The 26,244-nt window shown below is 60.1% G+C and carries 22 protein-coding genes and 3 pseudogenes; 19 read left to right on the top strand and 6 right to left on the bottom strand.

Annotated elements, in window-relative coordinates; all coding sequences use genetic code 11:
• Nucleotides 1-47: 47 nt before the first annotated feature.
• Nucleotides 48-470 (bottom strand): hypothetical protein, encoded by a 423-nt coding sequence (locus tag BLW55_RS10935; protein WP_177175064.1) that lies wholly within the window; start codon nt 468-470, stop codon nt 48-50.
• An 81-nt stretch (nt 471-551) separates the two neighbouring features.
• Here BLW55_RS10935 and BLW55_RS10930 point away from each other — a divergent pair.
• Both BLW55_RS10930 and BLW55_RS10925 read left to right on the top strand, forming a co-directional pair.
• Nucleotides 552-854: pseudogene (locus tag BLW55_RS10930) on the top strand (transposase); the annotation flags it as partial.
• A gap of 57 nt (nt 855-911) precedes the next feature.
• Nucleotides 912-1,082, top strand: a pseudogene (locus tag BLW55_RS10925) (integrase core domain-containing protein); the annotation flags it as partial.
• Between the two features lie 109 nt (nt 1,083-1,191).
• On the opposite strand, the gene BLW55_RS10920 reads toward BLW55_RS10925, so the two are convergent.
• Nucleotides 1,192-2,355, bottom strand: a complete 1,164-nt coding sequence (locus tag BLW55_RS10920; protein WP_090328842.1) for a pyridoxal-phosphate-dependent aminotransferase family protein — start codon at nt 2,353-2,355, stop codon at nt 1,192-1,194.
• Between the two features lie 123 nt (nt 2,356-2,478).
• Between BLW55_RS10920 and BLW55_RS10915 the strand changes: the two genes are divergently transcribed.
• From BLW55_RS10915 to BLW55_RS10865, 11 genes and pseudogenes are all read left to right on the top strand, one after another.
• Complete coding sequence (locus BLW55_RS10915; RefSeq protein WP_090328841.1) at nt 2,479-3,207, top strand: GntR family transcriptional regulator; 729 nt, start codon at nt 2,479-2,481, stop codon at nt 3,205-3,207.
• A gap of 161 nt (nt 3,208-3,368) precedes the next feature.
• Nucleotides 3,369-4,517, top strand: coding sequence for an NAD(P)/FAD-dependent oxidoreductase (locus tag BLW55_RS10910; RefSeq protein WP_090328840.1), 1,149 nt, complete (start codon nt 3,369-3,371; stop codon nt 4,515-4,517).
• The gene (locus tag BLW55_RS10905; protein WP_090328839.1) at nt 4,514-5,506 is read left to right on the top strand and encodes an ABC transporter ATP-binding protein; all 993 of its coding nucleotides are present in this window, start codon (nt 4,514-4,516) and stop codon (nt 5,504-5,506) included. The genes BLW55_RS10910 and BLW55_RS10905 overlap by 4 nt, the downstream gene beginning before the upstream one ends.
• Nucleotides 5,503-6,594, top strand: a complete 1,092-nt coding sequence (locus tag BLW55_RS10900) for an ABC transporter ATP-binding protein (RefSeq protein ID WP_090328838.1) — start codon at nt 5,503-5,505, stop codon at nt 6,592-6,594. Before BLW55_RS10905 ends, BLW55_RS10900 begins: the two co-directional genes overlap by 4 nt.
• Nucleotides 6,591-8,198 carry an ABC transporter substrate-binding protein gene (locus tag BLW55_RS10895; protein ID WP_244509046.1) on the top strand — a complete coding sequence of 536 codons (1,608 nt, stop codon included), beginning with the start codon at nt 6,591-6,593 and terminating at the stop codon, nt 8,196-8,198. The genes BLW55_RS10900 and BLW55_RS10895 overlap by 4 nt, the downstream gene beginning before the upstream one ends.
• 58 nt (nt 8,199-8,256) lie before the next feature.
• Nucleotides 8,257-9,204 (top strand): ABC transporter permease, encoded by a 948-nt coding sequence (locus tag BLW55_RS10890; RefSeq protein ID WP_090328836.1) that lies wholly within the window; start codon nt 8,257-8,259, stop codon nt 9,202-9,204.
• A complete protein-coding gene (locus BLW55_RS10885; RefSeq protein ID WP_090328834.1) occupies nt 9,201-10,091 on the top strand; it encodes an ABC transporter permease in 891 nt (296 codons plus the stop codon). Before BLW55_RS10890 ends, BLW55_RS10885 begins: the two co-directional genes overlap by 4 nt.
• Nucleotides 10,092-10,115: 24 nt before the next feature.
• The gene (locus BLW55_RS10880; protein ID WP_090328832.1) at nt 10,116-11,519 is read left to right on the top strand and encodes a M20/M25/M40 family metallo-hydrolase; all 1,404 of its coding nucleotides are present in this window, start codon (nt 10,116-10,118) and stop codon (nt 11,517-11,519) included.
• On the top strand, nt 11,516-12,634 hold the full coding sequence (locus BLW55_RS10875) for an NAD(P)/FAD-dependent oxidoreductase (RefSeq protein ID WP_090328830.1): 1,119 nt from the start codon (nt 11,516-11,518) through the stop codon (nt 12,632-12,634). Before BLW55_RS10880 ends, BLW55_RS10875 begins: the two co-directional genes overlap by 4 nt.
• 11 nt (nt 12,635-12,645) lie before the next feature.
• On the top strand, nt 12,646-13,677 hold the full coding sequence (locus BLW55_RS10870) for an NAD/NADP-dependent octopine/nopaline dehydrogenase family protein (RefSeq protein ID WP_177175063.1): 1,032 nt from the start codon (nt 12,646-12,648) through the stop codon (nt 13,675-13,677).
• 629 nt (nt 13,678-14,306) lie between these two features.
• Nucleotides 14,307-14,647, top strand: a pseudogene (locus BLW55_RS10865) (integrase core domain-containing protein); the annotation flags it as partial.
• Nucleotides 14,648-14,740: 93 nt separating this feature from the next.
• On the opposite strand, the gene BLW55_RS10860 reads toward BLW55_RS10865, so the two are convergent.
• On the bottom strand, nt 14,741-15,763 hold the full coding sequence (locus BLW55_RS10860; protein ID WP_090328827.1) for a LacI family DNA-binding transcriptional regulator: 1,023 nt from the start codon (nt 15,761-15,763) through the stop codon (nt 14,741-14,743).
• Nucleotides 15,764-15,870: 107 nt separating this feature from the next.
• On the opposite strand from BLW55_RS10860, the gene BLW55_RS10855 reads away from it, so the two are divergent.
• The 6 genes from BLW55_RS10855 (at nt 15,871) to BLW55_RS10830 (ending at nt 21,895) form a co-directional block, all read left to right on the top strand.
• Complete coding sequence (locus BLW55_RS10855) at nt 15,871-16,533, top strand: RraA family protein (RefSeq protein WP_090328825.1); 663 nt, start codon at nt 15,871-15,873, stop codon at nt 16,531-16,533.
• 88 nt (nt 16,534-16,621) lie between these two features.
• The gene (locus BLW55_RS10850; RefSeq protein WP_244509044.1) at nt 16,622-17,653 is read left to right on the top strand and encodes a TRAP transporter substrate-binding protein; all 1,032 of its coding nucleotides are present in this window, start codon (nt 16,622-16,624) and stop codon (nt 17,651-17,653) included.
• 16 nt (nt 17,654-17,669) lie between these two features.
• Entirely contained in the window at nt 17,670-18,164 is a 495-nt protein-coding gene (locus BLW55_RS10845) for a TRAP transporter small permease (protein ID WP_090328821.1), read from the top strand.
• Entirely contained in the window at nt 18,161-19,447 is a 1,287-nt protein-coding gene (locus tag BLW55_RS10840) for a TRAP transporter large permease (RefSeq protein WP_090328819.1), read from the top strand. Before BLW55_RS10845 ends, BLW55_RS10840 begins: the two co-directional genes overlap by 4 nt.
• Nucleotides 19,448-19,467: 20 nt before the next feature.
• Nucleotides 19,468-20,520, top strand: a complete 1,053-nt coding sequence (locus tag BLW55_RS10835; protein ID WP_090328817.1) for a C-terminal binding protein — start codon at nt 19,468-19,470, stop codon at nt 20,518-20,520.
• Between the two features lie 52 nt (nt 20,521-20,572).
• Complete coding sequence (locus BLW55_RS10830) at nt 20,573-21,895, top strand: aspartate aminotransferase family protein (RefSeq protein ID WP_090328815.1); 1,323 nt, start codon at nt 20,573-20,575, stop codon at nt 21,893-21,895.
• Nucleotides 21,896-22,347: 452 nt separating this feature from the next.
• On the opposite strand, the gene BLW55_RS10825 is transcribed toward BLW55_RS10830, so the two are convergent.
• The 3 genes from BLW55_RS10825 to BLW55_RS10815 all read right to left on the bottom strand — a co-directional run bounded on the left by BLW55_RS10825 (nt 22,348) and on the right by BLW55_RS10815 (nt 26,080).
• The gene (locus BLW55_RS10825) at nt 22,348-23,049 is read right to left on the bottom strand and encodes a GntR family transcriptional regulator (RefSeq protein WP_177175062.1); all 702 of its coding nucleotides are present in this window, start codon (nt 23,047-23,049) and stop codon (nt 22,348-22,350) included.
• A 19-nt stretch (nt 23,050-23,068) separates the two neighbouring features.
• The gene (gene ilvD / locus BLW55_RS10820; RefSeq protein ID WP_090329965.1) at nt 23,069-24,667 is read right to left on the bottom strand and encodes a dihydroxy-acid dehydratase; all 1,599 of its coding nucleotides are present in this window, start codon (nt 24,665-24,667) and stop codon (nt 23,069-23,071) included.
• Nucleotides 24,668-24,745: 78 nt separating this feature from the next.
• A complete protein-coding gene (locus tag BLW55_RS10815; RefSeq protein ID WP_090328811.1) occupies nt 24,746-26,080 on the bottom strand; it encodes an FAD-dependent oxidoreductase in 1,335 nt (444 codons plus the stop codon).
• Nucleotides 26,081-26,244: the final 164 nt, after the last annotated feature.

The following is a 26,244-nucleotide window of genomic DNA, read 5'->3' as shown; positions in this document are numbered from 1 at the left end:
ATGCGATGTGACGTTACCGTCCCGATCGCCGCGATCGAGGACCCAGATCACCGAACCACCTGTTTGAGACCGTCCAATACGATCGGCAGTACTGCGCGGGCCGTGCTCGCCTCTGCGTAGACGGCATAGGCGGGATAGGTGAAGCGGGGAGCCCCCGCAACGAGTTCGGGTTCGCCGGTTTCCAGGTATGGTTTGACAGCACCTTTTCGAAAGTAACCGCTACCTCCAGCGCGAAGGATGTAACTCAGGCCGAGAGGTCCAAGGCCGACCATCAGCCCGTGTGGGTCTGTTGCAAGTGTAGCCAAAGCCTGTGACGCTGCAAACTGTGGGTCCCAGTCAACATGGACATAGTGCGGTTCTTCCGACGCAGCTTTCTGAACGGTCCGCACGAGGACGAGTTCTTCTTCCTCGATCAGTTCAACCTTGAAACCCGTCAACATCGGCGGTGCGTGTTCCCCGTCAGCAACCATGCGACATCTCGGCGAAATTGCTTAAGGAGGATTTCTGACACATCGTAGCCCGCCAAGGGAGCGAAGGGGAGATAGAAATCCGTGCCGGAAGGGTCGGCCGAAAAACATGTGAAAGACGGTCGCTGCAAGACCCGGCGCGAATTCTCGGCCGAGGAGAAGATCCGAATTGTACTTGAAGGCATGCGTGGGGAGTATTCGATCGCCGAGCTGTGTCGGCGCGAGGGGCTCGCGCAGCGGCTCTATTATATCTGGTGGGAGGAGTTCCTGGAGGCTGGCAATAAGCGGCTGTCGGGTGACACCGAGCGCCAGGCGACGTCCGGCGAGGTGACGGGCTTGAAGCGTGAAATGTGCGACCTGAAGGAAGTCGTCGCCGATCTGACTCTGTAACACCGCATTCTAAAAAAAAGGCGTGATCGGGGATGGGGAGGATATCGAATGAGATACGAGAATGCTCTGGCCGAGACGATCAATGGTTTATTTAAAGCTGAAGTCATTCACCGCCGTGGTCCGTGGCGCAATTTTGAAGCCGTGGAGTACGCAACACTCGAATGGATGGATTGGTTCAACACCCGCCGCCTGCTTGAGCCGATCGGGAACATTCCGCCGGCATAAGCAGAGGCCAATTTCATCGCAGCTCTGGAAACTGAGAACATTGCCGCGTAGCTAACTGAAATTAACATCCGGCAAACCCGGTTTGTTCAAAGCCATCGTCCTGCGTTCCTCAGTTCCTTAATACCTCCATGGCGGCTTGAACGCCACCTGGTGTGAAGGGCACTTGGGAATCGGCAAATCCCATCTCGACCCCGGAAAGTGCCGCCATCAGCGTCAACTCATTGCATTGCCCCAGATGTCCAATGCGGAAAATTCGACCCTTAAGACGGGATAGCCCTTGGCCGAGCGACAGGTTGTAGCGCGCACGGATTAGTTCGCGTACGGCGTCGGCATCCACGCCTTCGGGCATCACAACACCGGTCAAAACCGAGGAATGCGCCGCCTCGTTTAGGCACTGGGTCTCGAGCCCCCAGGCATCTACCGCCGCGCGCGTCGCCGCGGCGAGCCTGTCGTGCCGTGCGAAGACCTGTTGAATGCCTTCTTCCTTCAGGAGGGAAAGAACCTCCGAAAGTCCAAAAAGCAGGTTGGTCGCGGGCGTATAAGGAAATACTCCGTCCGCGTTTGCGGCAAGCATGGCCGACCAGTCCCAATAGGATCTGTGACTACCCCCGGATCGCGCGACTTCGACCGCACGCGGCGACAGTGCGACCAGCCCAAGGCCCGGCGGCAACATCAAACCCTTTTGGGAACAACTCACGGTGACATCTATCCCCCATGCATCGTGCAAGAAGGGTAGAGATCCCAGCGAAGAAATCGCGTCTACCATCAGCAATGCGGGGTGACCTGCATCATCTATGGCGTGACGTATTTGCGCGATCGGGCTCACCACGCCAGTGGAGGTTTCGTTGTGAACGACCATCACTGCTTTGATCTTGTGCTCGTGATCGGCGGCAAGCCTTGCGCGGATCACTTCGGGGTCGGCCCAATCGCGCCAATCTCCGGGAATCATATCGACCTCTACTCCCCAGTTCTCGGCCAGCCGGCGCCAAAGATCTGCGAAGTGGCCGGTCTCAACCATCAGCACACGATCGCCCACATTCAGCGTGTTGACGATGGCGGATTCCCACGCGCCTGTTCCGGAGGAGGGGAAGATCAGCACGGGATGCTGAGTGTTGAAGATCTCACGGATGCCGGACAGAACTTCGTGGCCCAGCGCAGCGAATTCCGGGCTGCGATGATCGATGATCTGGCGACCGATGGCCGCACGAACCCGGTCTGGAACAGGGCTTGGGCCAGGTATGTGTAGGAAGTGCTGTCCGACGCGGTAAGGCATGGGTCGCCCCTTTAATTACAATTTGTGTTCTTCTATGAGAATTTTGCATTCATTTTGGCGATTTGCAATGGTTTGCGAGCATTGGAAATTGTGTAAATTGACTGAAATCGAGAAAGGATTCTCATGGATAACCCGGCGGACAGCACAAATCATGAGGTCGGCCCGCGGATCGCGGGATTGAGGCCGATATCGGGAGAGGCGGTGTCCCTGCACGAGGAGATCCTTGCGAGCGTGCGTAACTATCTTCTCGAGGGCAGTCTTCCTGATGGCGCTCGCATCCCTGAGCGCCTTCTTTGTGAGCAAATGGGCGTGTCCCGTACGCCCTTGCGGGAAGCGCTCAAGGTGTTGGCTGCCGAAGGGTTGGTCGATCTTCTGCCAAATCGCGGCGCGCGGGTCCGATCCTATGATGACAGTGACATCAAAGAGCTGTTTCAAGTGATGGGTGGGCTCGAGGCCCTGGCGGGCCGCCTTGCCTGCGAAGAGATCACTGAGGATGAGGTGAAGGAGATCGAACGCCTGCACTACAAAATGTATTCTTGTTACATGCGGCGAGATCTGCCGGCCTATTTTGATTTGAATCAAAAGATTCACAACGCCATCGTCGCCGCCGCGCGTAATGCGCTCCTGACAGCGACACATGCGAATTTTGCAAGCAGGATCCAGCGTATCCGCTACAGCGCCAATCGCGAGTCGCGCCGTGAACGCTGGGGGGAGGCGATGCGAGAACACGAGCGGATGTTGGATGCGCTGCAGCGCCGCGCTGGCTCGGAGCTCGCCGGGATTATGTTCGAGCATTTGCAGAACAAACGCGCTGCCGCGATAAGCTTCCGCGAGGAGTCGGGCGAAAGCTGAAGTCCATCGCTGGGCCGCGTTTTGCGACGCCGAATTTACGAGCACACTGGGGTCCTCCAAGGGGCTCCCGAAGATTGAAATTATTTTATTTTATAGAACCTTCTTGAAATGAATTCAAAAAATGGCATCCTGAGACAAAGCTGAATTACATAGGTTTGAATATGGCGAGATCGGCAATTGTGATTGGAGCCGGCGTGATCGGAGCGTCTGTTGCCTTCCGTCTTGCGCAGGCAGGTGTCCGCGTCAAACTCCTAGAGGCAGGTCGCGTGGGAGCCGGCACATCTCTTTGCAGCTTCGCCTGGGTTAGCGCCTGCGAGAGAGTCGGCTCTGACGACTATTATCGCCTCAGTCTCGCTGCTGGTCGGGCGCATCGCGAAACCGTGGGGGAGTTCGGAGCGCGAGGCACTTGGCATGTTCGTCCCGGCGTGATCCAGTGGCGTGATGCGGAGTGCGAAGACCCGGTCATTGCTGACAAGCTCGTCGACGCCAAACTGCAAAGGTTGCAGGAATTGGGGTATCCCGCCGAGGCGTTGCAGCAGTCCGACCTGCGGCGGCTCGAGCCGCAACTTGCCGAAGACGCGCTCACCGAACGGGATGTTGCGATCCATTATCCCGAGGACGGCTATATCGAAGCTCCGGTATTCATCGGAGAGCTCCTGCATCGTGCAGTGCAGCAGCATGGGCTCATCCTGAGGTCCGAAACGCCCGTACGGGAGGTGCTGCTTGAGGGTGATACCGTCAGTGGCGTCCTGACTTCGGGCGGAGAACGGATCGAGGCTGACGTGGTGGTGAATTGCGGCGGTCGTTGGTCCAGCGAGTTGGTCGGTCAGCCGAGGCTGCAGGTCCCTCTCGCGCCGACCGTGGGACTGATTGCCTACACCCCGTCGCTGCCGACAACGATTCGCAAGGTACTGCGCACGCCGGGCCTGAACCTGAGGACCGATGGCGCGGGACGTCTGCTGCTGCGGGCCAATGATCTTGATGCCGAAGTTGGAGAGGGCGATGCTCCGCAGCCGGATCATCCAGTGGCGCAAAAGCTGGTGCAGCGGCTCTGGAAGCTTGTGCCTGCTCTGCAGGGTGTGCCGGTCGAGGCAGTGCGCATCGCCGTGCGGCCCATCCCGCAAGACGGTCTGCCCTGTGTGGGCCCAATTCCGGGCATCTCCAATTACTGGGTCGCCGTCACTCATGGCGGAGTTAACACGAGCGCGTTCATCGGCATGGCCTTGCGCGACGAGATACTCGAGGGTCGTCCTGCCGCCGAATATGCGCCCTACCGTCCAGCGCGCTTCTTTGAAAAGGCAGCAGCATGAACGGCACTCCTCTGCTATCAGTCGAGGATCTGCACCTGACCTTTTCGAAGGGGAGCGTACCGCCCATCATCGAAGGTGTGAGCTTCGAGGTCCACGCAGGCGAGACGCTTTGCATCGTCGGTGAATCCGGTTGCGGCAAGAGCGTGACCTCGATGGCGCTCATGGGGCTCTTGCCAACGCCGCCGGCCCGGGTTTTGTCGGGACGGGCAATGTTTGCGGGCGAAGACCTCTTTACGATGTCTGAAAGTCGCCGCGCGAGTTTGCGCGGCAACCGAATGGCAATGATCTTCCAGGAGCCGATGAGCTCCCTCAACCCCTCTTTTACCATCGGTCATCAGATCATAGAGGGCATTCGCCGGCATAACTCCATTACCAAAACTGAGGCGCACGCCCGTGCGATCGAGGTTCTCCGAATGGTCCGGATTCCAGCCCCCGAGGCACGGATGGCGGTCTACCCCCACCAGATGTCCGGAGGCATGCGTCAGCGGGTCATGATTGCCATGGCGCTGGCCAACCAACCGCAACTGCTGATAGCCGACGAACCGACGACCGCACTCGACGTGACGATCCAGGCTCAGATACTGAAACTCGTGAAGAACCTGCAGGACGAAACTGGAACGGCGATGATCCTGATTACGCACGATCTTTCGGTGGTCGCTGAGGTCGCGGACCGCGTCGCGGTCATGTATGCAGGCAAGATTGTCGAGAGCGGCACGGTCGAACAGATATTCTCGGATCCGCAGCATCCATACACGATCGGCTTGTTTGGCTCGGTCCCCTCGCTCGGCAGGCGTTCAGGCCGGCTTGCGACGATCGAGGGTTCAGTGCCGCCATTGGACCGAATGCCGGCGGGCTGCCGCTTTGTGGGACGGTGTCCTTTCGCTGATCGCCGCTGTCACGAACAAGCGCCACCGGCAATCTCTCCGGCGCCGGGTCACACAGCGGCTTGCTGGTATGCGCCGCTGGAAGAAAAGGCGGTGCCAGCATGAAGAATGCAGAGTCCCACCTCATCGAGGCGCGTAACCTCGTCAAGGTGTTCGGCAAGCCGCCGGGACCGCTGAACAGGGCGCCGCAGGTTCATGCCGTTTCGAACGTTTCCCTTGCCGTGCGCACGGGGGAGACATTTGCCATCGTTGGCGAAAGTGGCTGCGGCAAGTCTACGCTCGGCCGGCTGTTGCTTCGCCTGCTCGAGCCGACCTCGGGGGAGGTTTTCTTTGAAGGGCGCAACATTTCCGATATACCCCAAGGCGCTCTGCGAACCCTTCGCCGGGATATGCAGATTGTGTTCCAGGACCCTTTCGCCTCGTTAAACCCGCGAATGACCGTGGGCCAGATCGTGGCAGAGCCAATCCGGCTCCATCGCGTCGCACGTGGCCGGGAGGTTCGCGATCGGGTTGATGATTTGCTGCGGACGGTGGGTCTGCGGCCCGACTTCGCTGATCGCTATCCCCACGAGTTCTCGGGCGGACAGCGTCAAAGAATCGGCATTGCCCGCGCGCTGGCGAGCGGCCCAAAGCTTGTTATCGGAGACGAGCCAGTGTCGGCGCTGGACGTTTCGATCCAGGCTCAGGTGGTCAACCTGCTGGAGGAGCTGAAAGAAAAACTGGGCCTTACGCTGGTGATTGTGGCTCATGACCTGGCCGTGGTGCGTCATATGAGCGACCGGGTAGCGGTAATGTATCTCGGTGAGACGGTAGAAATCGCGGATGTCGACGCGCTTTATGAAACGCCGCTGCATCCCTATACGCAGGCTCTGCTCGAGGCGGTCCCGGCCGTAACCCCTTCGACGCGGCGCAAGCGTGAACTGCTGACCAGTGACGTTCCCAGCCCAACCGCACCTCCGTCGGGGTGCCGTTTCCACACGCGCTGTCCTCACGCCCGTCCGGCCTGTTCTCAGAGTTCGCCCGCTCTGGAAACGGTGCAGGACGGCCGTCAGGTCGCCTGTCACTTCTGGCGTGACATCGCCGCAGCCGGTGCAAGCCCACTGGCCTCGCAGCTCACACAGAGCCCTGCACTGACGGCACGGCTCGATCTGTTTCGCGAGCGTCAGGCGGCACGTCTGGGGCATGCTCGATGAAGGCCGAAAATGAAAAGACCCTGAAAAAGGGCAGGAAACGCGATGATGCCACGCATGGTCGTTGCGAAAACCAACCAACAGAGGGTGTTAAGATGACACGTAGACTATTTGCTTACACAGGTTTCAGCCTGCTGGCGACCACGTTCTTGGCGACGACCGTTGCGGCTCAGGATATCACCATCGCTCTCCAGGACGATCCAGACGTGCTCGATCCTCATCGCGGCAACAGCTATGTCGGTCGCCTGGTTTTCAACTCATTGTGCGACAAGTTGGTTGATACCGACGAGAACCTCGCCATTGTGCCCCGCATCGCTTCCGAGTGGTCCTGGAGTGAGGACAATACCGTGCTGACGATGAAGCTACGCGAAGACGCTGTTTTTCACGACGGAGAACCAATCAATGCGGAGGCGGTGATCGCCAACCTCGATCGCGCGATCAACCTGCCGGAGAGCCGGCGCGCAGGCGAACTCTCCTCTGTCGCAAGCTATGAGGTCACTGACGAATATACCGTCGAGATCACTCTCAAGGGGCCCGACGCCACATTCCTGTCACAGCTTTCCGATCGGGCGGGGATGCTCGTGTCCCCCGCCAGCTTCGACGTCGAAGCTTCGGGAGCGGCGGTTTGCTCTGGGCCCTACAGTTTCGTCGAACGGGTTCAAAACGACCGTATCACGCTCAAGAAGTTCGAGGATCACTGGGATGCCGAGAATTACCATTTTGACACGGTGGTCTATCAACCTATTCCGGATGCTACCGTACGGCTCGCGAACCTGCGGGCTGGAGACGTAGATTTCATTGAGCGCCCGGCACCGTCGGATATCGAAACCATCAAATCCGAATCCGATCTCGTTTTCCAAATGATCCCCGGCCTCGGCTACTACGGTATCGTTTTCAACCTCAACAACGGTGAGCGTGCTGACAGTCCGATCAACTCAGACCCACAATTGCGCCGCGCATTTGAATTGTCGCTTGACCGGGAGGTGATCAACCAGGTCGTAGGCCTCGGCATCTATCAGCCGGCCTACCAGCCGTTTTCGCCGGCCAGCTTCGCCTACAATCCCGAATTTGACGGAGGCGGCCGCGATGTCGAGGGCGCGCGCCAAATGATGAAGGATGCAGGTTACGACAGCGTGTCGTTCGAGATCACCTATGCAAACAACTCGCTGATGCAGCAGATGTTCGAACTCGTGCAGGCGATGTCGGCCGAAGCCGGTTTCGAAGTATCCCTGCGGCCGGTTGAATTCGCCGCCTATCTTTCCGAGCGCACCGAGGGCAACTTCGACGCGGCCCAGACCGGCGCTTCTGGCCGGGTCGATCCCGACGGCAACTTCTACCGCTATCTAGGCTGCGAATCCGCGGCTAACCCGGGCAAGTTCTGCAACGCGAAAATGGAGGAAGCGATGCTCGCCGCGCGAACCGTTACCGATGATGCGCAGCGGAAGGCCTACTACGACGAAGCGCAGGCTGTGCTGAAGGAGGAAATCCCGACGATTTACCTCTACTACACACCGAATTACTACGCCTACACAACAGATCTGGAGGGCTTCACGCCTCACCCCGACGGCGTGATCCGGCTGGCCGGCGTCAAACTCGCCGAAGACTGACGAGAGCGGAGCGGCGGCCCAGTGTCGTCGCTCCACCCTCCAACCGAAGATCGCAAATATGCTGTCCCTCATCCTCCGCCGCATCATCGTTGCAATACCGACCTTGTTTCTGGTTTCGGTGATCGTGTTCGGTCTGCAACGACTACTTCCAGGCGATCCGATCCTCACGCTTGCAGCTGAAGATCCCGATCCCGAGCTGATAGACTATCTGCGCGCGAAGTATCGCCTCGATCAGCCGATACCGATTCAGTATTTAGCGTGGATCGGCCAAGTGCTCCAGGGCGATTTCGGCATGTCGCTTCGCACAGAACTTCCGGTCGCCGAGATGATTTTGCAGAAGCTGCCCATCACCATTCAACTCGCGACGATGTCGATACTGCTAGCAATGCTGATCGGGATCCCGGCCGGGATCATCGCTGCGGTGCGCAAAAATACGTCGCTGGACTATGCTGCGAACGTTGTGGCGCTCTCTGGCATGTCCATCCCCAATTTCTGGTTCGGCATTCTTCTCATCATGTTCTTTTCGGTCTGGCTCGGCTGGTTGCCGGCCACCGGTTACGTGCCGTTGGACGAAGGGCTGTGGCCCTCTATCCGAGCCATGTTGATGCCATCCTTTGTCCTTGCCACAGCGGTATCGGCCTACCTGATGCGACACACGCGTTCGGCCATGATCGGCGTGCTAAGTTCAGATTACGTACGTACGGCGCGCGCCAAGGGACTGCGGAGCCGGTCCGTGGTCTTGAAGCATGCCCTTCGCAACGCTCTCATGCCGATCGTCACCATCTCGACACTACTGTTCGGCGAATTGCTGGCAGGCGTAGTCCTGACCGAGCAGATATTCACGATTCCGGGTTTCGGGAAGCTCATCGTTGATGCGGTTTTCACCCGAGACTACGCGGTTGTGCAGGGGGTCGTGCTATGCACTGCGCTGGGCTTCATCCTCGCAAACCTGCTCGCAGACATCCTCTACATCGTTATCAACCCGCGTCTCAGGCATCCGCGATGACCAAAGCCATTCAGAATGTCCAATTGGACCCCGAGATAGACAACCTCGCTCCGCGGCGCAGGTTCAGGGGCCTTGCCAAGCTGATCCGCAACGGTCCGGCGCTCGTTGGCGCGGCTCTGGTCGTCCTTTTCTTGCTGGTCGCGGTTTTTGCGCCATATCTTGCGCCGCAGGATCCCTCTGCCTCGTCCTTCACCGAGATTCGCAAGCCCCCCACGGCCGCTCATCTCCTCGGCACGGACGAAGTGGGACGAGACATCCTCAGCCGGCTGATCTGGGGGGCGCGCGCTTCGCTCCTTGCGGGCGTGGTCTCGGTGGCCATTGCGGTGGCGATTGGCGTTCCGTTCGGCTTGTTGGCCGGCTATTTCGGAGGTTTCGTCGACGGGGTCATCTCCCGCTTTACCGAGGCTCTGCTATCCATCCCGACACTGATCATGGCCATCGCGCTTGCCGCGACGCTCGGCCCCGGGCTTCTGAACGCCATGCTGGCCATCGGCGTCGCAGCAACGCCGATATTCATCCGCCTGACGCGTGGGCAGGTCATTTCGGTCAAGACAGAGGATTACGTGGAAGGCGCCCGCGCAATCGGCCTGCCACATCGGCTGATCTTGTTGCGCTACATCCTGCCGAATGTGCTGCCACCTCTCGTGGTGCAGGCAACAATCACCGTCGCAACCGCAATCATAGCCGAGGCTAGCCTGTCTTTCCTTGGTTTGGGCCAGCAACCGCCCAATCCCTCGTGGGGCTCGATGCTGAATAGTGCCAAGAATTTCATGATGCATTCTCCGTTCATGTCAATCTTCCCCGGTACCGCGATTTTCCTCGTCGTGCTCGGCTTCAACATGCTGGGCGACGGATTGCGCGATGCGCTCGACCCGCGCGAGACCTGACAAGAGACCAAAGGAACAAATAAAATGAGTGACCGCGTCGCGGACCAGCTTTCCCAACGGCTGAACGCCATCATCGGCCGGTTGGGCGAATACGTTGCCTGCCAGAGTGTCAGCGCAGACCCCGACTTCGAGCACGGCATGGAAGCTGCGCGCTGCTTCCTCGAACGCCGGTTCGAGGAGATTGGCCTCAACAACATCCAGCGCCTCGACGGCGGCGGCCATCCGGCAGTTTATGCCGATTGGTTACATGCGCCTGGCAAACCAACTTTGATTGTTTATGGTCATTACGACGTGCAGCCGCCTGACCCACTTGACGAATGGAAGACGGATCCCTTCGTGCTGACGGAGAAGGAGGGGCGTCTCTACGGTCGCGGCGCTTCGGACAATAAGGGCTCCTCAATCATCGCGCTCGAAAGCCTCGCGGCCTATCTCGAGGTCGAGGGTGGCTTTCCGTTCAATGTTCGATGCCTATTTGAGGGCGAAGAGGAGGTCGGCGCGCCGACGCTTCCGGTCATCTTCGAGCGCTACCATGAACTTCTGAACGGCGATCTTGTGCTTTCGGCTGATGGTGGACGAAACGGCTTCTGGCCGGCGATTAACGTCGGTTGCCGAGGCGTGACGTCGATGGAGCTGACGCTACGAACGTCGGCCGTGCGCGATTTGCATTCGGGTCGCTATGGCGGCGTGACACGCAATGCCCTGCATGACATGGCAGCGCTGCTCGCCTCGTTGCACGATGCCGATGGGAGCGTCTCGGTGGAAGGCTTCCTGCCTGAAAATGTGCTTCCGACAGAGGAAGCGCGTCGACATGTCGCCGAACTGGGGTTGAACGAGGAAGACTTGTTCAAGAGTTTCGGCGGCATTCCGCACGGCTGGCCGGGTTACTCTGCCATCGAACGGTTGATGCTATTGCCGACACTGGAGATCAACGGCATGTGGGGCGGTTACACCGGGCCGGGTGGCAAGACCGTCATCCCGAATGCCGGGCATGCCAAGATCACGCTCCGCCTGGTGCCGGGACAGGTGCCGGCTGCGGCTCGTGCAGCCGTGGTGCGCCATCTTGAAGAAAAGGCGCCGGTGGGAACGAGCCTCAGTATCTCTGCCGAAGCCGGCGGGGCGCCGGCCTATAATCTCGGCGAGGATAGCCCTCTGGTGATTGCCGCCGATCGCGTCCTGCGTGCGGTGACGGGTAAAACCCCTGTGCGGGTGCGCAGTGGCGGCACCTCTCCGATAACGGCCACCATACGCCAAGAACTTGGCATCGACACATTGATGTTCGGATTCAGTCTGCCCGCGGACGGTGTTCATGCGCCCAATGAATCCTACGCAATCCAGAGTATCCGCGAAGGGATCGTCTGCTGGCCAAAGATGTTGACCGAGCTGGGGCACATCTGGGACTGCGACAAAAATGGAAGGACAGCCTCATGAAGGTCATCGTCATTGGCGCCGGAGTTATCGGCGCTTCCATCGCTTTCCGCATGGCCGAGACTGGGGCCGAGGTTACCCTGGTCGAAGCACTCCGCGTTGGCAGCGGAACCTCGTCGACCAGCTACGCCTGGGTGAACGCCTGCGAGAAGCTGACATCCCGCTCCTATTTCGATCTCAATTATGCCGGCGTAAAAGCGCACCGCCGCATCGCCGGAGAGATCGAAGGTGCGAACTGGTTTCACCGCCCTGGCGTGGTGCAATGGAAGGATTCCGGGGCCGAGGCATCGGGCTTTGACAAAGGTGATTTCGACAAGCTAGAGCGTCTGAAGAGCTGGGGTTATCCGGCCGAATCCATTGATGCGGCAACGCTTTCGGAGCTGGAACCGGAGGTCGATTCTTCAACCTTTTCGGAGGAGGGCGCGATCTACTACCCTGAGGATGGTTGGCTCGACGCGCCGGTTTATGCGGGCGCGATTGTCGCCCGGGCGCAGCGCCACCACGGGATGCGACTTGTGACGGGTAAGAAGGTGGAGCGCCTTTTGACCCGGTCGGGACGCGCCGTCGGGGTCTTGCTTGCGGACGGAACCGAGATCTTAGCTGATCAGGTGGTCAATAGCGCCGGCCGCTGGGCGAATGACGCAGTGGGTGATGCAGAATACGGGCTGCCGCTCGCGCCGACCGTCGGTCTGATCGCTTACACGACCAGTTGCGACAGCAGCCTGCGGCACGCGCTGCGGACACCGCTGGTCAATTGCCGCCCGGACGGCGCTGGCCGCATTCTGCTGCGGTCCAACGACATCGACAAAACGGTCCCAATCGATGCTGAGGCTGTCCCCTCGCACCCCTCCGCTCAGGAGCTCCTATCGCGGATGATCAAATTGATGCCCTCGCTCGAAGGACTTCACGTCGAAGCCGTGCGCACGGCAATTCGCCCGATACCGAGGGACGGCCTTTCTGCCATCGGCCGTCATCCCGCGCTTGAGAATTACTACGTCACGGTCACGCATAGCGGTGTCACGCTTGGCGCCTTCCTGGGCGAGGCGGTGCGTGACGAAGTGATCCACGGCCGGTCAGTGCCCGAACTGGCCGAGTTCCGTCCTGCGAGGTTTTTCTGATGAGGATCGCCATGCTCGGAGCCGGTGCCGTCGGCTATGCCAACAGCGCCTACCTGCTTGATCGTGGGCACGAGGTGACCCTGTGGTCGCCTTCTGGGCGAAGCACTGCAGCGCTTCGGGATGCCGCAATTATCTGTGAGGGAGAGGTCGAGGGTGTGTTTCGACCGGAAATCGCGACGACGTGCGCCGAGGCGGTGGAAAACGCGGACATCGTAATGGTTGCACTGCCCGCGAATGGTCACCGAATGGTCTATGAGGCCATGGTCCCGGCCCTGTCGGATGGACAGGTGGTCGTCATCAGCGCGCAACCGGTGCTTGCCGGCTACCGCCTGAGAGCCGCGATAACCGAGCGCGGCCTTGATGTTCCCGTGGTCGTCTGGGGTACGACGCTTCTGCGGTCGCGCCGTCATGAGGGCACGAGGGTCCGTATCAACACCATTCGACGCAGCCTTGATGCGGCGGTGTGGCCGGCTGGCAATTCGGCTGCAGAGAATTTGTGCGCAGAGGTCTTTGGCGACCGGTTCAGGATGAGAGACGACATGATGGCGGTATCTCTCGCCAACATCAATCCGCAATGCCATCTCGCGCTCGCCTTGACCAATATCACCCGCATGGAACGGGCCGAGGTCTGGGGGCAGAGCGAGAACCTGACCGCATCGGTCGCCCGACTACTGGCAGACCTCGACGCCGAGCGTCTGGCCATCGGCTCCGCGCTCGGCATCGAGGTGCGAAGTCTCGCCGAGCACTACAGCCGGACCTACGAACTCCCCGAGAGTTCGCTGGAGCAGATGGCCGAGGCGATCCGCGCCCTCGGCCCCGGCCAGCTCGGCCCGACGACCGCCGACAGTCGTTACGTTCTCGAGGATGCCCCTTTCGGCCTGGTCGCTCTTGTCGCTCTCGGCCGCGCCACGGGACGCGAAGCAGTCCTCCACGAGGCCGGACTTCGACTACTCTCTTCGCTTTATAGGCGCGAATTCACGACCGAAAACGACGTGCTCGAAGGCCTTGATATTCAGTCACTTGTTGATGAGGCCCGTTTTTAGAAAGCGGTGCCGGCCTCGCCCGGCATCGCGCCTTGATACTGTTTTTAGAGGAATTCGACACGCTCTGCGTCTGTTCAGGAAATAGGGCGAGGTCTGGGTTGCGTCGTCAGACGATATGGCACAGATGTGAGCGTCGATCGGAGGAACGTTGGTCTCGCCCGCTTTTTGATGTTATGCGGCGAGGTCGCGGTGTGGTTCCGTCGCAAATTTTCGTCGCGGCACAGAAACTGAAGGGCGGCGATTGTTGCCCGCTGTGCCGATGATATTTGCCGGTGGCCTCGAAGCGGATCCGCACGGGCATATCGTAGCTGGCGAGAAGTCTGGCAAGCGCTCAGTTTCCTCCAACGTGTTCATGATTGCCAGTCGACGACGGCGCTTCTTGCCGGGAACGCCGATCAGGACCTCATGGCGATGCTTGGAAATGTCGATGGCGACAAGCGCGGTTTAAGCGATAGAAATGGTGGTGGTCATAATTGGTCTCCTCAGCAGTGTGGTTGTGCAAAACCACTGTTGAGAACTGTGACCGGTTGCGGCCACCCGCTGTGCCTATGTGGAGGGCTGCGCTGGCGGCCACAACCTATCAACAGCGCATATTCCCGACGCGCTGCGGCACGGAACTCCCCTCGTTGAAGGACCACAAGGTAAAGTGGCACTATAGGGCGCCGGGAAAGCCTATGCAGATCGGCTGTGTCCCGATTCCAAACGGGCGCATGCGCGATGAATTGCTCAATGAACGTCTGTTCTTCGGCCTCAGTCACGCTGGTAATGCCATTGCTGAATGGGCCGACGACCACAACAATTTCCGCTCACACTCGTCGCTAGGATACCAAACCCTGCAATCCACGCCGAGACCATCGCCGCAACTGGCTCCAACGCTGCGCAAGATGAAAGCTCCGCGTTTCCACCGGTTGTTACTACTGCGCCGTTTGGCGTATCAGAAAACGTCGGACCTCTAATCGCAGCCAGATGAACGTTCTGTGGCAGGTCAGCCAAACTCAATGCGATCGAATGAGCTTCCATTCACTTTCCGTCACCATCACATGTTCCTTGTAGGGCGCTTGCTTCAGGGTGCGGATTCTCCCTGAACAAGGTCCAAAGAAAGAGTGTATTCCCGCTGTTGGAATGAGCCGGTGTCAAGCCGGTGAAGTATCGCTCTTGCAGCCGTGACGCCCAGTTCGTACGCGCGCGATCGAACGGTTGTCAGTACGGGATTGGATATGCCGGTAAACGGAAAGTCATTATATCCCGTCACCGCGACATCGCGTGGAACTTCCAGCCCGCGAGACGTCAGCAAATGGATCCCGATGATGGCAATCTGATCATTCTGGCCAACAAGCACATCGGGTGGGCCATGGCGGTCCAGATACGTAGAAATTCCGTCCGTGATTGCCTGGCTGCTCGTTTCGTCACAATACACGAAATCCAGCTGTACTCCGTGTTGATCAAAGATTTTCTTGAAGCCGGCCACGCGGTGCTCGACGGCCGGCCAGGGGATGTCGGCTAAGACCATGACTGCCCGGCGACAAGTGCGGCGCTTCACTACTTCCTTTGCGAGAAGCTCAGCGCCGCCTATGTCGTCCTGCCTGACGAAGCAGACGTCGCTCAGGCTCTTCATGTCACGGTCCTGAATTACGATCAGCGGCTGGCCCAGGCTGGCGGCGAGTTTCATAGTCGCCAGCCGTTCCTTGCGTTCACCGCTCGGGTTGAGGCAGATGGCGTCTACCTCTGACTGCCTCATCAATGATGTTTCGGCAAGAGTGCCGGGCATCACGCCGTAGAGGAGAAGCCCGAATCCGTTCACGTTGAGTTGGTTGCCCAGCCCGGCAACCAGGTTGGTTGTGAACGGATCGGCCAGGAAGCGTGGCGATGGATCGATGATTGCCAGCCCGATGATTTGATGTTTCTGCACGCGCAGGCTGCGGCCAGAACGGTTGGGTCGATAGCCCAGCTCACGGATGGCATTCTCGACCTGAGCACGGGTGGACTTGGACACGCCCGTCGTAATGCCGTTTACGACCTTCGATACAGTAGCGATGGAGACGCCTGCCTTTAGGGCAACGCTGCGCAATGTTGGGCGGTCAGACATTTTCTCTCCGAACTAAAGCGACGAGAAATATTACTATTGACGTCTCAATGAAACCGCAATAGCGTCAGTGTTAAACGTTTAACACTGACGATTTCCATGGGGAATTGATGAAAACTGATGACTTTGCGACCCTTGCCGCCCGCCTGAATTCCGCAGTTCTCTCCGACGTGCTGGACGATCTCGGGCTGGTAAATCAGGCGATGAGGCCATTCGTCCGGCCGCTTGATGACAGTCTGTCCGTCTTCGGGCGGGCACGCACCGGCCTTTACATGAATACCTACTCGGTGAAGGAACACGGCAACCCGTATGAGGTGGAGATAGCGCTCGTCGACGATCTCAAGCCCGGCGACATCGCCGTCCTTGCTTGCGACGGTCCAACCGCGCGCATCGCGCCATGGGGTGAATTGCTGACCACCGCGTCGAGGATGCGCGGCGCCGTGGGATGCGTCACGGACGGGCTGGTCCGCGACGTTCGTCTGATTCGAGACATGCAGTTCCCGGTCTTTGCCGGCGGCATAGGACCGCTCGATTCGAAAGGGCGGGGCAAGATGATGGCCATGGACGTGCCGGTGAATTGCGGCGGTGCGCTGGTCAATACCGGAGACCTTGTCTTTGGCGACGTAGACGGCGTCGTGGTCATACCGGCCGATGTCGCTGACAGCGTAATCGGCGCGGCTCTATCCAAGCTTGAGAGCGAGAGCAAGACACGGGCCGAGCTGCTAAACGGCGCGTTGCTCGCCGAGGTCTATGCCAGACACGGCGTTCTTTAGGCGTTTGCGCCAGTCTCTCAGTGAAAATAGCAGAAGCCGGGTCCGCCGGACGAAATTCAAAGCAATTAAAGAAAAAGGTGGAACGAGAATGATAATGGGTTTCAAGAAGTGCGCAGCAGCCGCCGCGCTTTTAGCCATGGGTGCCGTCGCGGCTTCCGCGGCAGATTTCACGATCCGCGCTAGCCATGGCGAGTCGACGGAGAGTCCGCTCCATCGGGGTTGGCAGGTGTTCGAGGCTTATGTCGAGAGTGCCAGCGGTGGTGACATCGAAGTCGAGATCGCTCCTGCCGGTCAGCTGGGTTCCATGACAGATGCGCTTGAGCAGGCCAAGATCGGCGCTATTCAGATGGCGCACGGTGACGAGCAGGTCATGAGCACCTTCTACAAGCCGATGATGGTTCTGGCGACGCCCTACCTGTTCAACAATGATCAGGAGGGAATGGACTTCATCTACAGTGCCTATTTCTCGGAGGTGCGCGAGAAGATGGCAAGCGAGTCGGGACTGCGGCTTCTGTCGGCCGCCTCTTATGGTTTCCGTAACTTCACCAACAACGTGCGCGTAGTGAAGTCCGCCGCCGACATGAGCGGCATCCGCATGCGTGTGCCGCCAAGCCCGATGTCGCTCGAAATGGTCAAGGCGATGGGTGGCTCTCCGACGCCGGTTCCATGGGAAGAGCTCTACGGGGCTATGCAGTCCGGCGTGGTAGACGGGCAGGAGAACCCGATCGGAGTGGCACTCGATTACTCATTCTACCAGGTGCAGAAGTACATGACGCTGGACAATCATCAGCTCGGACTCAACACCATGATGATCAACGAGGCCTTCTTTCAGAGCCTTACCCCGGAGCTGCGGGAGATTGTCGTTACTGGCGCGAAGATGGGCGCAGCGACGGAGTATGGCGAACGCAACTACCAGGCGCGCGTGATCGCGGTAGCCAAGCTGCGTGAGCTGGGCATGGAGGTTTACGCCCCGACCCCCGAAGAGGCGGCGACGTTCCGCGATGCCGTGCGCGAGCCGATGCAGGCTTATCTTAAGAGCGAACTCGACCCGGCTTTCGTGGAAGCCGTCTACGCCGAGATCGACGCCGCTCGGGCGGCTGACCGCGCCGCGGTCGAGTAACCGAGCAGGGGCCCCCATGTCTTTCCTCCGTTCCGTCGACCGTGTCATTGATGCGGCCCTTGTTCTTGCGCTCGCAGTGATAGTCGCGGCGCTGGTGGGACAGGTGGCCCTGCGCTATTTCGCTCACGCGCCTCTGCCGTGGCCAGAGGAACTTTGCCAGTTCCTGCTCGTTGCCATTTCCTTTTTCGGCATGTACCGGGCTTTCGAGGGCAGCGATCACATCTCGCTGAGGTGGATGTCGCGCAAATGGGGTCTGCAACGATATCTGCGCGCGGCCGGTCTGCTCTGCGTCATGGTATTTCTCGCCTACATCGGATGGGGTGGCTGGAATCTGACACAGTCTGCGTGGCACCAGCCATCGACAGCCCTTCGGCTGCCGATGGCAATTCCTTATCTCGTCATACCGGTATCGTGTGTGCTCTCGCTGTTGGCTGTCGGCACGACCTTATGGTGCGTCCTGTCCGGCGCTGATGCCGAAGGTCCTGCTGAAGAGAACGGTGCCGATCGATGACGGTCCTGTTCGTTATCGTTCTTTTCGGCATTTTGCTCGCAGTCGAAACGCCGATCGCCTTTGCGGTGGGCATAATCGCGTTCGCCGGGCTCATGATAACCGGTATCGGCAACGAAGCCGTTTCCGCGCAGCGGGTGTTTGCAGGGATGAACAGTTACGGGCTCCTCGCGCTGCCGCTGTTCATCCTGGCGGGAAACCTGCTAGTCGCGGGTGGTATCATCCGGAGGCTGGTCGATTTCGTCGACCTTCTGGTCGGGCGCGTCCGAGCCGGTCTGGCCTATGTCAACCTCCTGGCCAACCTGATGATGGCCGGCCTGTCGGGCTCGGCCACCGCCGACACCGCGGCGCTCGGTTCGGTGATGACGCCCATGATGAAGCAGCGCGGCTACTCGCCGGATTTCGCGGCGGCGCTGACCATCTCCGGCGCGATCGTCGCTCCGATTCTGCCGCCGTCCATCATCATGGTGATATATGCCATCCCAACAAAGCTCTCCATTGGCGCGTTGTTCTTCGCAGGAATATTGCCGGGGCTTCTTATCGTCCTTTTGCTCGCGATCTACGTGGCGCTGTCAGCCAAGCGCATTTCCCCTCCAGTGGTCGTCGCCGAAAGGCAGCGGTCTTTCGTCAAGGCGACGCTCGATGCCATACCGGTGTTGCTTGCGCCGGTGATCATCGTCGGTGGCGTTCGTGGAGGTGTCGTGACCGCCACTGAAGCGGCAGCCGTGCTGGTCGCCTATGCGCTGTTCCTGAACATCGTCCTCTACCGCAGCACCGGCTTGGAAACCCTCTACACTGTATTCCGTGAAAGCGCGATCACCACCGCGACGGTCATGATCGTGGTCGGGACGTCTAGTCTGTTCGCGTGGTTTCTTGCCATCGAGAACGTGCCGGGCGCTGCGCGTGAGATGTTCGCCTTTATAACGGACAACCCGATCCTGTTCCTGGTGATCGTGAACATCTTCCTGCTCGTGGTGGGGAGTTTCGTCGATACCGTTCCGGCGATCCTGATATTCGTTCCCATCCTTCAGCCGGCGGCAATCTCTTACGGCATCGATCCGATCCATTTCGCCATCGTTGTGATCGTCAACTTGATGGTCGGCTTGAACACCCCGCCGGTGGGAACGAATCTCTTTGTGATTTCTTCGGTCACCGGTCGACCGATAGGCGGCATCGTGCGCGCATTGCTGCCGCTCTACATCGTCAAGCTCCTGGCACTCGTCACTATCACCTACGTGCCGTTCCTCTCGCTCTGGCTGCCACGCGCCGCCGGACTGCTCCCGTAAGCTTAAACAAGGTTCCGACAATGCCTCCCTTTATCCTGCATCCCGACCTGCAATCGCCACTTCCCGCCGACATTGAATCCAAGGTCTATGCGGGCCACTACGAGGTCAAGGCCTTCAAGCCCTCGGATTTCGCCGACATTCCTGACAACCTTTGGGCGGGCGCATCGGGGCTGGTCTGCTACCATGAGGTGACAGTCAACACGCAGCTCCTCAACCGGATGCCGAACTGCCGGGTGGTGGTCAGGGCAGGCGTCGGTTTCGATAACATCGATCTGAAAGCGGCCGGTGAACGTGGAATCGCCGTGTGCAACACGCCGGACTACGGAACGACAGATGTGGCCGATCACGCGATTGCGCTGACGATGGCGCTGCTGCGAGGCATTACCGCTTACAACCAGGCTATCCTGATGGACCCGCGGAGCGGCTGGCGTTTTGAGGGCGCGCCGCATGTCCGCCGCCTGTCGACCCAGGTTTTCGGCGTCGTCGGCCTGGGTAGGATCGGCACGGCAACCGCCCTTCGCGCCAGGGCACTCGGCATGCGTGTCGTGTTCTTCGACCCATACCGCACCACAGGCACGGAGCTGTCGCTCGGCATTGAACGCGTGGGGTCGCTTGCAGCCCTGCTGGAGATGTCTGACGTCGTATCGCTGCACACGCCTCTGTCCGCCGAAACGAAGCACATGATGAATGCCGAAACCCTGCGACAGATGAAGCCGGGCGCCGTCCTGATTAATACGGGTCGGGGCGGTTGCGTCGATCTCGAGGCACTTGCGGATGCTCTCCTCTCGAGGCGCGTGGCAGCCGCAGGTCTCGACGTTCTCGAGGCCGAGCCGCCTTCGGAGGCAAGCGCACTGATGACCGCGTGGCGCGCGCCAGATTCGCCGATCCGTGACCGGTTGATCGTCACCCCGCATGCGGCGTTTTACAGCCCCTCGTCGCTGATCGATCTACGCTCCAAATCGGCCACCACGGCGCTGAAGTTCCTGCTGACGGGCGATTCCCGCGACTGCGCAAACCGCGATTTTCTCGACCCGGCCAAGGCCGAGGCACGCGCTGCGGCGGGCCGGCCCTGACCACCGCACCGCTTTCCAGTTCAATTCATACGTCAATAGAAAGGCTCCTCCGATGGAAAATCGTACATTCACCCGTTCGGCCGAGAGGGTACGCGCCGCCTCCTCTACAGTCGTCGGGGGGGTCAACAGCAATTTCCGCATGGGCGTGGCTCCCACCCCACTTGTCTTCGAACGCGGGGAAGGCGCTTATCTGTTGGACATCGATGGCAACCGGTTGATCGATTACTATCTGGGGCTCGGTCCGATGATCCTCGGTCACAGCCCGCGTGACGTTATTGATGCAGCCAAGCAACAGCTCGACGTCGGCCTCCTCTATGGCGGTCAGAGCGAACTGGAATATCGCGCGGCAGCCCTGATCGCGGAAATGGTGCCCTGTGCAGAGCGGGTCCGATTCGCCGGCAGCGGCACAGAAGCGGTGCAACTGGCCCTGCGCCTAGCCAGGGCGGTCACCGGCCGAAGCGCGGTGATCAAGTTCGAGGGCCACTATCACGGCTGGGTCGACAGCGTTCTGTGGAGCACCAGCACGCCGCCTGAGCAGCTCGGTCCGGAGGATGATCCTGTCAAACAGCCGGGCAGCGCGGGGCAGGATCTGCCCGCGGGGCAAAACGTGGAAACCATGTCCTGGAACCGCGCCGAAACGCTGCTCGAGCGGCTGCGCAAAGGCGACATCGCGGCTGTCATCATGGAGGCGACGATGTGCAACAGTGGTGGCATCTTCGCTAGGCCTGGCTATCTGGAAGCGGTGCGTGAGGAATGCACACGACACGGGACTGTTCTCATCTTTGACGAAGTCATCACCGGCTTCCGCGTCGGCCCCGGAGGTGCGCAGAAGCGTCTGGGTGTGACGCCGGACCTGGCGATATTTGCCAAGGCGATCGCAAACGGCTTCACGGTGGCTGCGGTGGCAGGGCGCGGCGAGGTGATGGACAGACTGGCGGACGGGTCAATCATGCACGGTGGAACCTACAACGCGCAGCCCGTTGCGATGGCGGCCGCCATTGCCACCATGGACCGTCTGGCGCGACCCGGCGCGCATGATGGGATGGAGCGCCAGGGCACGCGTCTGATGCAGGGGATCGAGAGCGCATTCACCGAAGCGGGAATACCGGTCATGGTTGGCGGTTATCCGCAAATCTTCACAGTTAATCTTGGGCTCACCGAGAAGCCGTGCAATTACCGCGGACTCGCAAAGGTGAACAAGGCCGGCTATCGCAAGTTCACGGCAGCACTGCTGGGGCACGGCGTTCGCGCGCTGGAGCGCGGTGCCTGGTTTCTCTCGACGGAACACGACGACGCCATCGTCGATCAGACTCTCTCGGCTGTTCGTGCCGCCGTTTCAGAGGTGGCGACGGAGCTAAGAAGTCCGCGAAGCTGATTGAAATGGGCAAGAACAAGCGAGGTGCAGCGCCGGGCCGGTATCATTATCCGTCTGGCGTCAGCGCTTAGCGGTAGAATGCATTCCCCGAGCACAGCAATGTAGATGGGTTGGTTGCGCTCGAAGAGATTCAGTCCCGTGAGTGTTCGGCTCGAAGTAGGAATCGCTGCCCAGCCCGGTATCCAGAACCCGACATAACGGGCGGCGCAAATCGCCTTGATAGGCTTCCCATGGACAAATAGGCATGGTGCATCTTCACGATCGTTTCCAAAACCAACATCCAAAAACAAGTGCCTCCGATGATAATCGGAGGCAGTCTGATACCCCTCTGTCTCAGAGGTACCTATTCCACGAAAAATCACAATCGCTGAAAAGTTTGACATCCTCGCCGCATGACCGATGGGGCGAGCCGATGGTTCATCATCCCATTGCTACGTTTGCGACAGAACCTCTCAAATGTCATCAGATTCGGTACTTCCGTGTCCTGAGGACAGCCAGCCGCTCTCGAAATCCAGTGTTGCGCGGGTGAACGCTTCGACGTTGTCTATGAGCCGGTTCAACCCTGTTCCGGCCGCCTCCGGATCGCCCAGGGAAATGGCTTTGGCGATCTCGGCATGCAAGCGGATCGTCTCAGAGAGATTGTCGGAATGCCGGTAGTAGGCGAACCAGAATCTGCGGGAGAGCCCTTGGCTCAGCCGCATGGAGGCGGCGGCAAACTCGTTACGGCTGACCTCGATGACCATTTCGTTGAACTGCCGGTCAAGATCCAGAAACGTCTCGCCGTCCTCCGCGATGGAGGCCCGCAACATCTCGCTCGTCAAATTTGCGAAACGGCGCTTCTCGACGTCGCTGGCCCGGCGCGCGGCCGATTCCACCACGAAGCGCTCCGCAACCCTGCGGAACTCGAGCAGGCGAAGCTGCCGCACCACGTCGATCTCCGCGATCACAACGCCCCTCTTGGGCATGATGACGACAAGCCCCTCGCGACTTAGCTCGCGAAGGGCCTCGCGTACGGGTGTGCGGCCCATCGACAAATCCCGAGAAAGCGTGTTCTCTGAAACGACCTCTCCGGGGAGAAGCTGGAGCGACACGATCCGCCGCTCCAGTTCCGCGTAGGCCTTCGACATTTGGGTGCTATTCGATTCGTCCTTCACGCTCCGGTTCCTCTCATGGTCATTCATCTACGCGAAGAATTGCGCCTTTCGACAGAGGCTGCACGAGTTTTTGGTACATGGCCAGCCAGCCACGCTCGTCGGTGCGTGCACGCTGCGGCAAGGCGTCGATCCTTGTGGCAAGGTCCTGATCCGTGATCTCGAGAGTGATCGTTCGCGCCTCTAGGTCGATGGTGACCATGTCCGCGTCCTCGACCGCGGCCAGCGGCCCGCGCTCGGCGGCTTCGGGCATGATCTGGCCGATTGTGATTCCGCTGTTCAGTCCGGAAAGCTCGCCGTCGGTGACGACGGCAACGTCGGCGCCAAGACCGGCTCCCACAAGCGCCGCCATGAAAGAGGCTGCAAAGACCGTGCCGGGCCCGCCCTTTGGGCCGAGCATCCTTAGGATGACGACCTTGCCGGCGCAGACCTGTCCGCTTTCGATGGCATCGATGGCGTCGGCCTCATTCTCGAAAACGATGGCCTGGCCGCGGAAGCGACGAACGGAGGGGGGCACGGCCGAGAGCTTGACCACCGACCCGTCGGGGGCAAGATTGCCGCGTACGATGACCAGGCCCGGCTCATTGCGGAAGGGCGCGTCGAGCGGGCGGATGATCTCGGGATCCGGGGCAGGGCGGGCCGCGAGGTTGTCGGCCAAAGTCGCGCCGCTGACGGTTCGAACGCTGCCGTCGAGCTTCGGCAACAGCATGGCCATCGCCCCGGAGACGCCGCCGGCCACCGCGAACTGCTCGATCCGATCGGGGCCATTGGGCCTGATCTGGGTGATTTGCGGCAACTCGACCGCCGCTGCGAACTCGGCCAGGATATCGACGTCGCATTCGGCTTCGGCTGCGGTGGCCGTCAGGTGCCGAACCACATTGACCGAACAGCCGATTGACGTGGCCACCCGCACAGCGTTGCGGAAGGAAGCAGGCGTCAGGATGCTGCGGGGTCGGATATCCTGTTCGACCAGCGCGACGATCCGGGCGCCGGCTTTACGGGCATAGGTGTCTAGCTCCGCCGAGCCGGCCCGAATCGGGGCATTGCCTGGCAGGGCCATTCCAAGTGCCTCGGCCATGCAGTGCATGCTGTTGGCAGTTGCGAGGCCCGCGCATACGCCGGGACCGTGAATGGCGTTGCGCGTCATTTCCTTGAGTTCGCACAGTGTCATCTTCTTCGCCTTCACGGCGCCGACAGCCTTGTAGACTTCCTCGATGTCGTTATCGCGTCCGCCGCAGTTTGACCCGAGCTGGAATCCGCAGGGCAGGATGATCGCGGGCACGTTGAGGCGTCCGGCTGCCATGAGATGGGCAGGGGTGGTCTTGTCGCAGGAGGACAGCAATATCATGCCGTCCAGTTCCGCGCCCTCGACCTGGACTTCGATATCGTTGACCAACAGGTCGCGGCTGGGCATGAGGTAACGGCCTTGCTTGCCGGCCGAAGTCACGAAATCGGACGGGGCGACGGTCCGAATCTCGAATGGCAGCCCGCCGGCATCTCGGATCGCCTTTTTGACCGTCTCGGCTACAGCGTCGAGATGCTGGAAGCAAACCGACAGGCCGGACGAACTGTTGACGACTGCGATCTTGGGTTTCTCGAAATCCGCCTCATCGATACCCATGGCAATCCATTGCGCCCGCCGGACAGCCCAGCGCGTGGTACCGGGTGTGAAATTGCTGCGAAAGCTCATTGAAATCTCCTAGTTATCGAGGCGGGCGCCATCCTGGTTCAGTAAGAGGCGCACATCGCGCCCATCGATGGCGTGAACGGAAACCCGATCCCGCGCCGCGATGGTTGCTGCGTGGCCGATGGCGTGCCCATAAGAAAAACATTGCGCCGTGACGCGAGCCGAGGCGACGGCCTCGTGCTCGGCGGAGAGACAGCGCCCCGCGGTCAGAAGACCTTCCGACGCCTTGGGAACGAAACAGCCGAACGGGATCTCATACCAATCCTCCAGTAGCCATTCCACGCGGGGCTTTTCGCCGCTGTGAAGCTCGATTGGCCAGGGCGAGCGAGCGATCCCGTCGGCGAACTTCGCGCCGGTCACCACGTCGGCGTTCGTCAGCGTTGCCTCTCCTCGCACCTGTCGGGTCTGGCGGACACCGACCTGCACGCCGGTATCGTTGACCACAGCGTTCTCACAGCCCGCCAGCGTGTCACGGAAGAAGCGCGCATATTCGCGAACCTGCCGCCGTCCCTGCACCTCGGCTTCCGAAAAATCCCGCCAGAGCGTCGCGTTAAGTTCCCGGCCGTCCTCGCCGACGATGCGGGTACAGTTGCACATCAGTTCCGAGGGACGCGTGGTTGGGAAGATCCAGATCTTGCGACGGGGCAGGGAATAGCCGTTGCCGTCGGCCTTCGCGATCAACTCGCTGACTTCGACCGGCATGATGCTGTCGCCGCCGTAGGCGTTCTGGAACCTTGTCACATCCACGTTCAGCATGCGAAAGACCATGGTTGGGTTCTGCACCGTCTGGCCGTCACCCATATAGGTCTCTAGTCCGGCCATGGCTGAGAGCGCGCCGTCGCCGGTGGCGTCGACACATGTTTTCGCCCGGATCTCGACCCTGCCCGTTACGGTGGAGACGAGGGCGCCTTCGAGCACCTGTCCTTCGCAAAGGGCGGCCAGAATCTCGGCGTGGTAAATGATGCGGACACCGGCGTCGGAAAGCAGCGTGTCGGCGGCTTCGCGCCAGATCAGCGGGTCGTGGACGCGCGTCCAGGTCTTGCCATACCGTATGGGGTTGCTCAGCCCGCCCCGCTTCTCCATTTCGGCGATGAATTCGTCTACGAAGCCGAAGATGACTTTTTGCGGTGCACGCTCCCTCTGGTCCGTGGCCTCGTAGAGACCGCAAACGGTTCCCGACAGGCCAGCCACGGCGCCGCCGCCGCAGAAGCCGTAGCGTTCGACCAGAATCACCGACGCACCCGAGCGCGCGGCGGTTACGGCAGCAGCGACGCCAGCCGCGCCTCCTCCGGCCACCAGGATGTCCGCGTGGATTCTCTCGACCGGTCTGCGATCCGTTTCGACCATTGATACAATCTCCTCTTTGGAATTCTCAGTGCAATACTCCATCTGATATATTAGATATGCGTTTATTATCTATATGTTTTTTTTGAAAAATTTTTCACACTGTGAGGAATATTGACAACTGACATATTACTAATATTCTACGGTTCTCCATCTCGTCAATGGCT

This window comes from Nitratireductor aquibiodomus (assembly GCF_900105565.1).
Classification (GTDB): Bacteria; Pseudomonadota; Alphaproteobacteria; order Rhizobiales; family Rhizobiaceae; genus Nitratireductor; species Nitratireductor aquibiodomus.
This window is presented reverse-complemented; position numbering and strand designations above follow the sequence as displayed.